This is a genomic window from Vannielia sp. SX4 (genome assembly GCF_052828525.1).
Genome location: NZ_CM128247.1, coordinates 3,735,906 through 3,749,639, shown reverse-complemented (window position 1 = coordinate 3,749,639; position 13,734 = coordinate 3,735,906). Strand labels below are relative to the sequence as shown.

The window sequence follows — 13,734 nt, the reverse complement described above, 5'->3', positions numbered from 1 at the left end:
AGCCGCGCACTGTCGGCGGAACAAGCGGCAACTTAAGGCAGATCGACCTGAACGCGCGGGCCGCCCCAGCCTTCCGGCAAGGTGCTGGTTTCAATCCAGACGCGTTTGACCCCCTGTGGGATCTTCACACCGGAGAGGCTTCGGGTGAAGGGCTGCTCATCGACATGAGGGTGCAGCAATTCGCGGGTGCCGAGCACGCGGCCGGTCTCATTGGTGACCCGCCAGCCGTTGGCGTAATCGTCCCAGCCGGTATCGGCATGCGAAAGCGTCACCTCGAACCGCCATGCCCCGCCGGAGGGCGCGGCCTTGACGGCCTCGACCTTTGCCGGATCGGCCGTTGCGGGAAGGGCGAGGAGAGTAAAGATGAGCCAGCGCATGGCCGGCAAGATGGCATGGCAGGGCATTACAGCGGGTCACAAAACCGTCAGAGGGGCCGGTTACTCGGCGGCCGTATCGGGCTGCATCAGGACCACGCGTGACTGGCTCCAGAACTCGCGCCGCCAGATCACCACGGCGCTGACGATGGCGCCCAGCATCAGCCCCCACGGCCCGACCAGCCAGCCAAGCGCCCCGAGGGCGAAGTAGATCGACCGCATGCCACGGTTGAAGCTCTTGGCGGCGGTGATGTTGATCTCGGCGGCCTTGGCGGCGCGCGGGTAGGTTGCGGGGTCTTCCACGTCATTCGGGATCGCGCCCATGACCACCGAGGAGTAGCCGAAGAGCCGGTGCGCCCAGACGAACTTGAGGAAGGCGTTGGCGAGGAAGAACAGGATCAGCACGATCTTGATCTCGAAGGCCAGCGTGGTGGTGGTGCCGAGCGAGAGATCTTCGGCCAGCCCGGTGAGCTGCTCGGGGTTGCCGATCACCGCCAGCCCGCCGCCGATGGAGATCATGCAGGCGGAGGCAAAGAAGGTGGTGCCCTGCCGCAGGTTGCCGAGGATGGTGGCATCGAAAATGCGGGGCTGACGGGTGACATGCTCGCGCAGCCAGTCACGCCGGTAATCCTGCATCAGCACCGAGACCGAGGGCTTGCCCGCTGGCGGGTGCTCCACCACCCAGCCGAGCACCGCCCAGAGGCCGAGAATGAGCGCCACGGCCACGCCGTCGGCGGTGGAGAAGGGGGCAAGAAGCGGCATCAGATCCATGGGCGGACCCTATGTCGCGCCAGCGCCGGTTGCCAGATGGCAAAATTGGTTATATTTTCTGACCAATTCAGCAAGGGAGGTGCCACCGCCATGGAAATGCCCAAGCCAGACCCGCAAATTCTCGCCCGCAAAGCCCGGATCGTTGCCCGGCTGCGCGATGCCCTGCCCGGCGGGGTGATCGACGCGGAAGAAGAGGTGCGGGCCTATGAGTGCGACGCGCTGACCGCCTACAAATGCCCGCCGCTTGCCGTGGTGCTCCCGTCGACGACCGAGGAGGTCTCGGCGGCGTTGAAGGTGTGCCACGCCGAGGGCGTGCCCGTGGTGCCGCGCGGGGCGGGCACCTCGCTGGCGGGCGGGGCGCTGCCCACCGCCGATTGCGTGATCCTCGGCGTCGCCCGGATGGCGGAGGTGCTGGAGACAAATTACCCCGACCGCTACGTGCATGTGCAGACCGGGCGCACCAACCTGAGCGTGACCGGCGCGGTGGAGGCGGATGGCTTCTTTTATGCGCCCGACCCGTCGAGTCAGCTGGCCTGCGCGATTGCGGGCAATATCGCGATGAACTCCGGCGGGGCGCATTGCCTGAAGTACGGGGTGACCACCAACAACCTGCTGGGCGTGACGATGGTGCTGGCCGATGGGACCATCACCCGCGTCGGTGGGCCGTGGATGGATGCAAACGGCCTCGACCTGCTCGGCCTGATCTGCGGCTCGGAGGGCCAGCTGGGCGTGGTCACGGAAGCCTGGTTGCGGATTTTGCCCAAGCCCGAGGGCGCCCGGCCCGTGCTGATCGGCTTCGACAGCTCCGAGGTGGCCGGGCAATGCGTGACCAACATCATCAAGGCGGGCGTGTTGCCGGTGGCCATCGAGTTCATGGACCGGCCCTGCATTCGCGCGACCGAGGCCTTTGCAGGGGCAGGCTACCCCGATTGCGAGGCGCTGCTGATCGTGGAGGTGGAAGGCTCGGAAGCGGAGATCGACCACCAGCTCGGGCTGATCTGCGGCATCGCAGAGGAGTTGAACCCGGTGGAGGTGCGCCAGAGCGGGAGCGCGGATGAGAGCGCCCGCATCTGGCTGGGCCGCAAGAGCGCCTTCGGGGCGATGGGGCAGATCAACGATTACATGTGCCTCGACGGCACGATCCCGGTGAGCGAGCTGCCGCGCGTGCTGCGCCGGATCGGCGAGATGAGCGATGAGTTCGGGCTGGAGGTGGCCAACGTCTTCCACGCGGGCGATGGCAACATGCACCCGCTGATCCTGTTCAACGCCAACGAGGAGGGACAGCTGGAGCTCTGCGAGCAATTCGGCGCCGAGATCCTCAAGCTCTGCGTCGAGGTGGGCGGCTGCCTGACCGGCGAGCATGGCGTGGGCATCGAGAAGCGCGACCTGATGGAGGTGCAGTACCGGCCTTACGACTTGGCGGCGCAGATGGATGTGAAGGACGTGTTCGACGGGGGCTGGATTTTGAATCCGGCCAAGGTGTTTCCGCTCACGGTCTCTGCCGGGCGGCGGCGCGCGCCGGATCAGGCGGCGTGACGGCGGCGATGGCGGGATTGGATATTTAGAGCAAGAAAATGAACGGGTTGAGCATCATGGAGCCGCAGAACGAGGCGGAACTTTCGGAGGCGCTTGCGGGCGCGGAGGGGCCTGTCTCGGTGCGGGGCGGTGGCACGCGGGGCGTTGTGGCCGACGGGGTGGCGCTGCGTTTTGGCGGGGCCGGAATTTCGCTTTACGAGCCGGGCGCGCTGACGCTGGTGGCGCAGGCGGGCACGCCGGTGAAAGAGATCGAGGCGGCGCTGGAGGCCGAGGGGCAGCGGCTCGCCTTCGAGGTGCCCGACATGCGCGGGCTGCTGAGCACTGAGGGCGAGAGCACGATTGGCGGCGTGGTCGCCAGCAACGCGAGCGGGCCGAGGCGGGTGTCTGTTGGGGCTGCGCGGGATTTCTGCCTTGGCGTGCGCTTCGTGGATGGCGCGGGCCGCGTGGTGCAGAACGGCGGGCGGGTGATGAAGAATGTCACCGGCTATGACTTGGTGAAGCTGATGGCGGGGAGCCATGGCACGCTGGGGGTGCTGACCGAGGTGTCGCTGAAGGTGCTGCCGAAGCCCGAGGTGGCGGGCGTGCTTTCGATCGACGGGCTCTCGGTGGGTGAGGCCGTGGCGGCGATGAGCGCCGCGCTGGGTACTCCGTGGGAGGTAACGGCGGCCTGCCACACGGACCTTGCGGCAAATGACCGGCCCTCGACCCAGCTTCGGATCGAAGGCATGGCCGGGTCGGTCGACTACCGGCTCGGGCGGCTGAAGGAGGCGCTTGGGAGCTATGGCGAGGTCGAGACCTCGGTGAGCGACAGCCATGATTGGCCGTGGTTCCGCGATGTGGCGCGCTTTGCGGGCGGGGCGGAAGATGTCTGGCGGCTGCATTGCCGCCCGTCCGATGCGCCGGGCCTCGTGGCGCGGCTGCCCGAGGGGGCGAAGGTGATGCTCGACTGGGGCGGCGCGCTGGTCTGGGCCGCGGTGCCTGCGGGCACCGACCTGCGGGCGGCGCTGGGCGCCTTCGACGGCCACGCAACGCGGGTGCGCGGGCAGGGCGTCGGCATTGCCCGCTTCCACCCCGAGCGGCCCGAGCTGGCAGCGCTCACCGCAGGCCTGCGGGCCAGGTTCGACCCGAGGGGCATTCTGAACAGGGGCCTGATGGCATGAAGACCGAATTCACCGAAGCGCAGCTGGCCGATCCGGGCACGGCGCGGGCCAACGAGATCCTGCGGGCCTGCGTGCATTGCGGCTTTTGCACCGCGACCTGCCCGACCTACCAAGTGCTGGGCGACGAGCTCGACAGCCCGCGCGGGCGGATCTACCTGATCAAGGACATGCTCGAGAACGAGCGGGTGCCGGATGAGAAGACCGTCAAGCACATCGACCGCTGCCTGAGCTGCCTTGCCTGCATGACGACCTGCCCCTCCGGCGTGCACTACATGCATCTGGTCGACCACGCGCGCGCCTATATCGAGCAAAACTACAAGCGGCCCCTGCCGGACCGCGCGTTGCGGTGGATCCTTGCGCGCATCCTGCCCTATCCGGGGCGGTTTCGGCTGGCGCTGCTGGGGGCAAAGATCGGGCGGCCGTTTCGAGGGCTGATCCCTTCTGCGCGGCTCAGGGCGATGCTGGAGATGGCGCCAAAGCGCATTCCGCCCGTCAGCCGCAATGACGACCCGCAGAGCTTTGCGCCGGTTGCGCCGCGCCGCAAGCGGGTGGCGCTGATGACGGGCTGCGCGCAGAAGGCGCTGAACACCGATATCAACGATGCCACGATCCGGCTGCTCACCCGGCTGGGCTGCGAGGTGGTGGTGGCCGAGGGCGCGGGCTGCTGCGGGGCGCTTACGCACCACATGGGCCGCGAGAGCGAGGCCCACGGGACGGCGGCCAAGAATATCCGCGCCTGGGCGGCGGAAATGGAGGGAGCGGGGCTGGATGCCATCGTCATCAACACCTCGGGCTGCGGCACGACGGTGAAGGACTATGGCCACATGTTCCGCCAGACCGACTTGGCCGATGAGGCGGCAAAGGTGGCGGGGATCGCCAAGGATATTTCCGAGGTGCTGGCGGAACTGATGCCGGAGGCGCCGGTGGAGGCGAGAAACCTCGCCAAGGCGGAGATCGCCGGAACACAGGCCAAGGGCCACGCGCCTGAGGGCAGCGGGCCGATCCGCGTGGCCTATCACGCGGCCTGCTCGCTCCAGCACGGCCAGAAGATCAAGGATCACCCCAAGGCGCTGCTGAAGGCGGCGGGCTTCGAGGTGGTGGAGCCGGCGGACAGCCACCTCTGCTGTGGCTCTGCGGGCACCTACAACCTGATGCAGCCCGAGATCTCGGGGCAGCTCAAGGCGTGCAAGGTCCGCACGTTGGAAGCAAAGGCGCCCGATATCATCGCCGCAGGCAACATCGGCTGCATGATGCAAATTGGCTCGGGCACGGAGACCCCCATCGTCCACACCGTGGAACTGCTCGACTGGGCGACCGGCGGGCCGAAGCCGCCTGCGCTGGGCTGAGGCACGCCGCGCCAGAGGCATGTCTTCTGACGGTGCTTTCGTGCAACGTTTGCAGCCGCGTCGGCGGCTTTGCCATATTGTCGCCCCACCCGGCCTCTAGACCCGCCTTCTGAGATCAGACGAGCGACCAGTCCGGGAGTGCCGATGCGCCACGCCATTCTTTCTGCCCTCGCCGGGGCGCTCTGCCTTGCCGGGCTGCCGCTTGCGGCGCAGGAGAGCGGGTTGACCCGCATGTCCACCAGCGATCAGGGGCGCGGCTGGGAGGCCGTGGGGCGGCTCGAGATGGGGCGCAAGAGCTTTTGCACCGGGGCGCTGATTGCGCCCGATCTGGTGCTGACCGCGGCTCATTGCCTGTATCATATGGACAGCGGCGCGCCGGTTGAGATTGACGAGATCGAGTTTCGCGCAGGCTGGCGGGAGGGCCGGGCCGAGGCCTACCGCGGCGTGCGCCGCGCGGTGACCCACCCCGACTACGTGTACAAGGGCCGCGACCAGCTGGACCGGGTGGCGCTCGACGTGGCGCTGCTGCAACTTGACCGGCCGATCCGCACCATCCGCGTGACCCCGTTCGACACCGCAGAGACGCCCGGTGAGGGCGCGGCGGTGGGCGTTGTCTCCTACGCACAGGACCGGGCCGAGGCGCCCTCTTACGAGAGCGGATGCGAGGTGATGGAGCGCCGGGGCGGGGTGGTGATGCTGACCTGCTCGGTCGACTTCGGCTCCTCGGGCGCGCCCGTCTTCACCATCGGGGCCAAGGGGCCGCAGGTGACCTCCGTGGTTTCCGCCAAGGCCACCATGCAGGGGCGTCCGGTGGCGTTGGGCACAGAGCTTGGGCCGGTGCTGGAGGTTCTGATGGCCGAGATCGCGCGGGGCGGCGGGGCGCTGAACCCGGGCGGCTCGGTGCGCTTTCTGGGCGGCGGGATGAACGGAGAGCGGCGCGAGATCGGCGCCCGCTTCGTGAAGCCATGATCCGCCGCGCCCTCTTTGCCGCGCTCGCGCTGGCGATCGCCACACCCGCGCTGGCCGACAGCGCCCTGCGCCGCCTGTCGCTGCGCTCCGAGGGGCTGGGCTGGGAGGCCGTGGGCCGGCTCGATCTTGGCCGCGGCTCGTTCTGCTCCGGCGCGCTCATTGCGACCGACCTCGTGCTGACCGCCGCGCATTGCCTCTTCGACCAGAGCGGCAACCGGCTGGACCCACGGGCCATCACCTTCCGCGCCGGATACCGCGACGGGCTCGACATTGCCTCCCGCCGGGGCGCGCGCGCCGTGGTGATGGCGGGCTATGCGCCGGTGAGCACCGATGTGATCGGCCAGCTCATGGCCGATGTCGCGCTGATCCAGCTCGACCGGCCGATCGCCGCCGCCAATGCCGAGCCCTACGGGATTTCGGCCAATGTGCGCGCAGGCGAGAGCGTGGCGGTCGCTTCCTACGGCCAGGGCCGGGAAGAGGCGCTCTCGCTGCAACGCTCCTGCGGGGTGCTGGGCGAGCGGGTCGGGGCGCTGGCCTTCTCCTGCGATGTGACCTTCGGCTCTTCTGGCGCACCGGTCTTCGACCTGTCGCGCGGGCGGCCCGAGATCGTTTCGATCATCTCCAAGGGCGCGCGGGAAGACGGCAAAGTGCTCTCGCTCGGCATGCGGGTGGAACCCGCCGTGCGCCAGCTCAAGGCCGATCTGCGGGCCGGGCGTGGGGTGTTCCCCAAGATGGTGGGCGCGGCCAAGCACCTGCGCGTGGGGGCGTCGTCCTCTACCGGGGCGCGGTTCGTGCGGCCGGGCAACGGGGCAAAGTTCGTGCGGCCCTGAGACCCGGCACAAGCCGTGCAGCGCCGACCCGCGGGGTGGCGCATCCTCCGGCTGAGCATGCCACTTTATGGTGCAGCGTTATTCGCGCCTCCGAGGTAAGCGCTGACTTTACCGAAGCGCCGCCCCGGGGGGCGGGTCGGCGCTGCACGGCGCCTGCGGCTTGTCTCCGTGCGGGCAAGCCACTCAAGGGGGGCGCAAACCCCCTTGAAACCCCCAAAATCCCTCCCCACATAATCCTTGCACCGGCGCCAAACGGGCCTGTGCACGACCCCGCGCCTGTCCTCTGAGGAAGGCGCATGTGACTGATAACGCTAAATATATCGCTCAATGGAGGATACCCATGCGTAACTACGACCTTTCCCCCCTGTATCGCGCCACCGTCGGCTTTGACCGTTTCGCCGACCTGATGGACCGCGTGCTGACCACCGATGTCGCCCAGCCGACCTACCCGCCCTACAACATCGAGAAAGTCGACGAGAACGACTACCGCATCTCGGTCGCCGTGGCGGGCTTTGCCGATGAGGAACTCTCGGTCGAGGTGAAGGACGGCGCGCTCATCGTCTCGGCCAAAAAAGCCGACTCCGACGAGGGCAAGACCTACCTGCACCGTGGCATCGCCACCCGCGCTTTCGAGCGCCGCTTCACCCTCGCCGACCACGTGAAGGTGACGGGCGCAACCCACGCAGACGGCATGCTGCACATCGACCTCGTGCGCGAGATCCCCGAGGCCCTGAAGCCCCGCCGGATCGAGATTGCTGGCGGGTCGCAGAAGACCATCGAAGCGAAGAAGGAAACCGTCGAGGCGTAAGCCTTCGGTTTCGATGAAATGAGAGGGGCGCGCGGGGAAACCTGCGCGCCTTTTTCGTGACGCAAAGACGCTGGACAATCAGATCAGCCGCTTGGAAGGTCGTGCCGATTGTTTCATTTGCGAGGTTTTCCCTGTGCGTCTTGTCTGTTTGCTTGTCTTCTCTCTGATGGCCCGCGTTGCCAGCGCGCAAGAGGTGGAGATCATCGTCTATGTCGACGGCGACCTGCTGGAGCATGGCGGATTGGTCGAACTGACCGCCGCTGAGTTCGACGCGACCCCGGATCAGAGATACGAAGTTACGGTTTCGGAGCGATATGCCAAGCTGACTCTGCTCCGCCCTCGCGGTACGAAATACACCTTTCGGTTTCGTCCAAGCCCTGCTCATTCGGATCGGGACGGGATCGAAGAGTTCAGCACGGAGACCCTGACCGTAGGCAGCCACGGCGTCGATACGCCGGAGGGCACCGTTCAGGGAGACTACCGCGCAGTCCGGGTCTTCCCCTTCAACGAATACGGAAGCGCGTATGAGGCCACGCGGATTGCCACGGCTTGGGGGCAGACTAATCGCGGCATGCCACCACCGGCGAATGCTTGGGGCGCAATGTCACTCAAGGCGGTTTTCGCCTTTCCCGGTGACACCCCGGTAGGGCTGCTGTGTGACGACCTGGGTGCGCTTTCGGTTTGCACGCCGGACCCGGCCGACCAGCTGCTTCTCGAAGCCAAGTGGTGGCAAGCCATTGCTGAAGCCCGGTTGGAGCGGTTGCGCCATGACGCGTTGAGAGACTGCTATGACAGCGGCAACTGGCTTTCGAAGCCGGCTAGTTGTAAGGGGATCAAGGGGCGGGGGTACCCCGAATACCGCCCGGCCAATTAGGGTTTCGAGCCTCTCTTGGCGGCAGCCCTAACTGGTTGAGTGGCCGGAGATATCCGGCACGCAAATCAATACCGCGGCGGCTTGCTCTTCCACGTGCCCAGCCACTTCCGCCACCCGGCCTTCTTCTCATTCGCCGCCGCCTCAACCCGGTCCCACCGGTCCTCTGCGGCGTCCAGCGTCGGGTCCAGCGCGCGCTCGCGGAACTGGCGCCACATGGCCCGGGCGAAGAGCAGCCCGATGCCCAGCAGCACGAAGAAGCTGATGTTGAACCACGGGATCGAGTAGTGATCCGGCCCGTCGATCGGCTTGATGCCGATGGCGTTGGGGTAGATCGAGAAGAACCGGTTGCGGAAGCCGTAGTGGGTGATCAGCACCCATTGCGGCTCGGCCTGGGTCGAGATGTATTCGGCGGCATCGGCCTGCAGATCGGAGCTGTCGAACTTGAAGTAGGGCGGCCAGATCCAGCCCGAGTCTTCGTTGCGGAACACCATCACGCCGTAGCTGTCGCGCGGGATGAAGCCGAGCAGAAACGCCTTTTGCCGCACGGTCTGGATGAAGCGCACATCGCGGGTGGCCAGCTCGTTGGCGCCCGAATCCGCCTGCGCGTAGAACATCCGGTTGAAGCCGGAAAAGTCCTGCCGGATCACCTCGGTGCCGGTGATCCGCGCCACATCATGCTGGGGCAGCACATAAAGGAAGATCAGCGCGATCATCGTCAGGAAGGCCCATTTGATCGCTCGCCACAAAATCCGCATGTCGCCCCTCAGTTGGCGTTGGTCAGGTAGAGGATCACGCCGACGGCGATCACCGGGATGACATAGACCAGCAGGATCAGCTTCTTGCGAAGCCCGCTGTGATACTGGGCCATCCCGCCCTCGATATAGGCACTCCGGGCCGTGGGGTCACCCCCGTCCGGGTGATCCGCCGCCCATGCGTCCTCCAGCTTTTCGCGGCGGACGGAGCGGGAGTAGATCGAGATGCAGAAGTAGATCACCGTCAACACGATGAACCCCACCACGACCAGCCGTATCAACCCCATGCCTTACCTCCTGACCGCGCCCCAAGGCCCGACGATCCGGATGCGCTCTTCGGAGACGCGCGCTTTCGGCTCGGGCGGGGGGGCTGGTTCTTCCATCGGTTCTTCCCCGGTTCCGAAGAGTGCCGCCCGGGCCCCCTCCTTGTCCACCGCGTATTCTCGGGCGAGAAAATCGGCCACGAACTCCTTCTTGCCGTCCGGCCAGCCCCGGTAGAGCGCGTAGAACAGCTCCTTGTGGCAGATGAAGAGCTGCCGCACGTCGAGCGTGGAGAGCTCGGCGAGGAGTTGGTTGATCAGGTCGCGGTCGGGGTGGTTGGTGGCGCGCAGGGTGTAGAAATAGGCCGGGTGGCTCGAGGTGATCGTCGGCCATTTGCCGCCCTGCTCGGACCAGCGCACCAGCTCGTTGAGCGCGTGGAACTCGGGGGGCAGGGCGGAGCCGAGGGTCTGGGCCAGCTTGCGCAAATCGCCCCGCGAGCGCGAGGGCACATCGCGGCCCAGGGTGGCGGCCACGTCGACGAGGATGAAATCCATCTTCTGTTTCAGGATCGCCGTGGCATCGGTGCCCTTGGCCTTCACGATCGGTTCGACCAGCCCGTTCAACTCGAGGAACTTGGCAATGCCGGCGCGGTCTTCGAGGTCGAAAACATAGGGCGAGGGGACCTTGCCCAGCTTTTCCTTCGGCCCGCAGGAGATGGTCGCCGGGTGCTCGACATCGCGGAAGATGTACAAGCCCCCAAAATGCGCCGTCCAGAAGTTGCCCTGCGTGAAGCTGGGCGCCTTGAAGGTCACAGGGTTGCGCGTGACATCGCCGGTCTGCTTGGCCAGCGTGATCATCTCGGCGATCAGCACGTCATCCCACCATGCATCGGGCTTGGTCTTGAAGGTGGCGATCTTTTCCGCGAGGTCCTGCGCCTGTTCGATATGGCCCGAGGTGGTATCGGCCCGCACGGTGATCTTCTTGATATCGAAGAGCCGGGCCGGGGTGTTGACCTCGAACACGGTGTTATCCAGCTCGCCCAGCACGGCGTCGCGGGAGGTGAGGGCAAAGAGCTGGCTCTCGTTTTCCTCGATGAACTGCCGCAGGATGCCGCGCGACATGGAGAACTTGGCGTTGAGCAGCGGCGCGGTCTTCTGCGCCGTGGTCAGCAGGATGAACTGCCGGTTCACCCCGTTGGGGTTGAGATAGAGCAGGTCATCGAACTCGAAGGCGATCTCGGGGGAGAAGCCGGAGATATCGACGTGGAAGTCGAGCAGCTCGGTGCGCTTGCCGGTGAGCTTGTGGAGCGCGCGGTTGTAACGGTCGATCAGGGCGGGGGAGGCCACCTCGATGAGGTTGCCGAACATCAGGCCGCGGGAGATGAGGCGTTTCATTGTACGTACCCCGCGAGATCAGACGGTCTGAAGTTACATTCATCTAGGTTGTAAATATTGAGTATGTGTTCCGGCCCGAGTTCCGTCTGGATGTAAAGGTCAAATCGCTGAGATTCTTGTGTTTTACCTTGATGCCAGTAGTTCGTTGCGAGTGCGTTGGCGAGGCGGAATTTGTGATTGGTTTGCGCAATTGGCACTGCTACCTCCACAATACAGCCTGACCCCGTCAGCCTCAGTTTTTCGACTAACGGCTGATCCTCTGGCGTCCTGTCGTCTAGTCCAAAGTAGACCATTTCTCCCCCCCAGTGATTGAGCAGAAGAACGACACCTGGGTCTTCGGTCGGGACTGGAGTGGATGTCATCCAGAACTTTCCCAGCCGCCCGGCGTGGTGAGAGCTGTTGTTGAGTGGAGTTCGAGACGAAATCTTAGCGGCCTCGGCAATGGTGAGTACACCACTTGAGACTGCTAGACTGAGCCTGCAATTAAACCGGTCGAACGAACAGAGCTTTATCCCGTTGGTTTTCAGATCAGAAATCTCATACTCCAATAGCCGACAGTAGTGCCAAGCACGCAGCGTCTCTTCGGAGATTTTCGGCAGAACGGTATTTTCAACAAATTGCTGGTGGTCGTCGGTCCCAGAACGGGCTTTTGCGCAATCGACGAACCAACTCGGGTACGTGCTTGGTCTCCAAACATCAATCACGCTACCGATGCCAGTCACCCTTTCCCCTCCAAATACCGCCGTTTCGCCTCCTCCTGCCGACCGAAGTCGCGCACCATCCCCTCGATGGCCACTTCGTCCGACTTGTCGGCGTAGCGGAACTCGCTATCCGCGTAGCGGTTCACCTCCTGGATCACCATCTCCATGGTGATCGGCTGGCGCAGCTCGCCGACCATCCCCAGCTTCTCTTCATAGGGCTTGAAGAGGAACAGCTCCGGCTCCTCCATCCACTCGTCGGGCAGCTCGAAGTCCATCGCGCGAACCTTCACCGCGTCGGTGATGTTCTTGATCGCCCGCCCGGTGAAGCGCTCGTCGGCTTCCTGTATCGCCTTCAGATAGGTGCCGACCTTGGCAATCGTATCCAGCTCGCCGACCTGCCCGATCACCCGGTCGTAGACCTCCAGCAGCCCCGCCTCATGGGGCTTGCCGTGCCCCTCGAAGCTCGCCGCCACCGCCTTCTTGATCTCCTGTGCCGCATAGGCCTCGTGGTCGCCCAAGGGCAGCGTGTGGTTCTTGCCCATCAGGAGGTAGAGAATGTCGATGTAGTCATCTCGAGTCTGCGGCCCGTCGACGAGGAAGCGGGCGCCAGCGCGCTGCCGCAGCGCGTCATCCACGTTTTCGGGGTAGTTGGAGAACATCCCGAAGGTGCAGTTGCCGCGCACCACCGTATTGGCGCCCGCGAAGGCCTCCATCAGCACCGCGGTCACCTCCTGCTGGCCGGCGCTCGACTGCCGGTCGCCGCGCTTGCCCGCGATCTGGTCGATGTCATCCACCGTGCCGAAGCCGATCACGCCGGGGTCGAGCACGTTGTTGATGAAGGCCTTGGCGTTCTGGCCGGATTTGCCCTGATAGCTGTCGATATTGTCGATGCCGAAGTTCTGGTAGCGGAAGGGGTAGCCCGCGTTGCCGCAATATTCGCTCACCAGCCCGGCCATCATCTGGATCAGGGTCGTCTTGCCGGTGCCCGGCGCGCCATCGCCCATGAAGGTGAAGATGAAGCCGCCCAGCTCGACGAAGGGGTTGAGCTTGCGGTCGAAGTCATAGGCCATGATCATCTTCGCCAGCCGCATCGACTGGTACTTGGCAATGTGGTTGCCGACCACCTCGTTGGGCTTTTTGAACTGCATCACCAGCGTGCTGCCCTTGGCCTTCCGCGCCGGGGTGAAGCCCGCGATGGTGAGGTCGTCGGCCTCGACGCGGTACTTGGCGCCGGTGAAGGCGCCCACACGCGGGGCGGTCTGGCCACGCAGGGCGACCTTCTCCATCAGCTGCTCGGCATAGGCCATGACGGTCGCCACCAGCTTGGGCTCTTCGTCGGCAAAGGTGGCCAGCTCCTGATCCAGCTCCCAGAGGCAGCCGTGCAGGGCGAGAGGGGCGTTGTCGGTCAGCACCTCTTCCACCGCGCCGATCTCCACGCTCGCCTCACTGGCCGAGGGGGCCAGCAGGAAGGAGGTCGCGTTGCCGAAGGAATACATCACCGCCAGCGCCTCGGCGGCCAGCAGTTCGGAGAACTCGGCCTTGCGGGTCTCGGGCAGGCGGCCTTCGAGATTCTCCTTTTTCAGCTCCACCAGCCCGGTGGCTTCGGCAAAGCCCTCGCCCACCGCCAGCGCCACGGCAATCGCGCGGCGCAGCCCGTGCAGCACGGTGGCCTGCGTTGGAGAGACCAGCGGGTCGCCCTCATCGGCGCCCTCGATCCGTTCCACCAGCCGCACGCCCTCGGGCCGTGCGGTGCTGCGCGTCACCAGCCCCGGCGTGGTGCTGCGAAACCGCCGCCGCGTGCCGATACCGGACGAGCGCTCAGGCGCAGGCTCGGCCTTGGGCGCGGCAATCCGGGGTGTGTGATCCACGCCCTCCAGCATCGCCGCCGCCGCCTCGTAATGCTTGCGGATCTCTTCTTCGCGAAGCTCCATCTCGTCGCTGGAAAGGCTCATCTCTCA

14 protein-coding genes are annotated in these 13,734 nt (G+C 65.6%); 7 read left to right on the top strand and 7 right to left on the bottom strand.

Features of this window, described 5'->3' with window-relative positions; genetic code table 11:
- Positions 1 to 32: 32 nt before the first annotated feature.
- Positions 33 to 377: a hypothetical protein gene (locus ACUXVX_RS18445; protein WP_446309447.1), complete on the bottom strand. Its 345-nt coding sequence runs from the start codon at positions 375 to 377 to the stop codon at positions 33 to 35.
- A 60-nt stretch (positions 378 to 437) separates the two neighbouring features.
- Positions 438 to 1,145, bottom strand: a complete 708-nt coding sequence (locus ACUXVX_RS18440; protein ID WP_222468190.1) for a DUF599 domain-containing protein — start codon at positions 1,143 to 1,145, stop codon at positions 438 to 440.
- A 90-nt stretch (positions 1,146 to 1,235) separates the two neighbouring features.
- Here ACUXVX_RS18440 and ACUXVX_RS18435 point away from each other — a divergent pair, with 90 nt between their 5' ends.
- The 7 genes from ACUXVX_RS18435 (at position 1,236) to ACUXVX_RS18405 (ending at position 8,668) form a co-directional block, all read left to right on the top strand.
- Positions 1,236 to 2,681, top strand: coding sequence for an FAD-linked oxidase C-terminal domain-containing protein (locus ACUXVX_RS18435; protein ID WP_446309446.1), 1,446 nt, complete (start codon positions 1,236 to 1,238; stop codon positions 2,679 to 2,681).
- 56 nt (positions 2,682 to 2,737) lie between these two features.
- On the top strand, positions 2,738 to 3,841 hold the full coding sequence (locus tag ACUXVX_RS18430) for an FAD-binding protein (RefSeq protein ID WP_446311564.1): 1,104 nt from the start codon (positions 2,738 to 2,740) through the stop codon (positions 3,839 to 3,841).
- Positions 3,838 to 5,187 (top strand): glycolate oxidase subunit GlcF, encoded by a 1,350-nt coding sequence (glcF, locus tag ACUXVX_RS18425; RefSeq protein WP_446309445.1) that lies wholly within the window; start codon positions 3,838 to 3,840, stop codon positions 5,185 to 5,187. Before ACUXVX_RS18430 ends, glcF begins: the two co-directional genes overlap by 4 nt.
- Positions 5,188 to 5,331: 144 nt before the next feature.
- Positions 5,332 to 6,156: a trypsin-like serine peptidase gene (locus ACUXVX_RS18420; protein ID WP_222468193.1), complete on the top strand. Its 825-nt coding sequence runs from the start codon at positions 5,332 to 5,334 to the stop codon at positions 6,154 to 6,156.
- Positions 6,153 to 6,986 (top strand): trypsin-like serine peptidase, encoded by an 834-nt coding sequence (locus ACUXVX_RS18415; RefSeq protein ID WP_446309444.1) that lies wholly within the window; start codon positions 6,153 to 6,155, stop codon positions 6,984 to 6,986. Before ACUXVX_RS18420 ends, ACUXVX_RS18415 begins: the two co-directional genes overlap by 4 nt.
- 340 nt (positions 6,987 to 7,326) lie before the next feature.
- Complete coding sequence (locus ACUXVX_RS18410; RefSeq protein ID WP_222468195.1) at positions 7,327 to 7,794, top strand: Hsp20 family protein; 468 nt, start codon at positions 7,327 to 7,329, stop codon at positions 7,792 to 7,794.
- 166 nt (positions 7,795 to 7,960) lie between these two features.
- Positions 7,961 to 8,668, top strand: coding sequence for a hypothetical protein (locus ACUXVX_RS18405; RefSeq protein WP_446309443.1), 708 nt, complete (start codon positions 7,961 to 7,963; stop codon positions 8,666 to 8,668).
- A 65-nt stretch (positions 8,669 to 8,733) separates the two neighbouring features.
- On the opposite strand, the gene ACUXVX_RS18400 is transcribed toward ACUXVX_RS18405, so the two are convergent.
- From ACUXVX_RS18400 to ACUXVX_RS18380, 5 genes are read right to left on the bottom strand one after another with little or no spacing between them, the layout of a single operon-like run.
- Entirely contained in the window at positions 8,734 to 9,423 is a 690-nt protein-coding gene (locus ACUXVX_RS18400) for a DUF1523 family protein (RefSeq protein ID WP_222468197.1), read from the bottom strand.
- Positions 9,424 to 9,431: 8 nt separating this feature from the next.
- Entirely contained in the window at positions 9,432 to 9,707 is a 276-nt protein-coding gene (locus ACUXVX_RS18395) for a hypothetical protein (RefSeq protein WP_222468198.1), read from the bottom strand.
- Between the two features lie 3 nt (positions 9,708 to 9,710).
- A complete protein-coding gene (locus ACUXVX_RS18390; protein ID WP_446309442.1) occupies positions 9,711 to 11,075 on the bottom strand; it encodes a DUF6638 family protein in 1,365 nt (454 codons plus the stop codon).
- Positions 11,072 to 11,797: a hypothetical protein gene (locus ACUXVX_RS18385; RefSeq protein ID WP_446309441.1), complete on the bottom strand. Its 726-nt coding sequence runs from the start codon at positions 11,795 to 11,797 to the stop codon at positions 11,072 to 11,074. The genes ACUXVX_RS18390 and ACUXVX_RS18385 overlap by 4 nt, the downstream gene beginning before the upstream one ends.
- The gene (locus tag ACUXVX_RS18380) at positions 11,794 to 13,728 is read right to left on the bottom strand and encodes an ATP-binding protein (RefSeq protein ID WP_446309440.1); all 1,935 of its coding nucleotides are present in this window, start codon (positions 13,726 to 13,728) and stop codon (positions 11,794 to 11,796) included. Before ACUXVX_RS18380 ends, ACUXVX_RS18385 begins: the two co-directional genes overlap by 4 nt.
- Positions 13,729 to 13,734 lie beyond the last annotated feature (6 nt).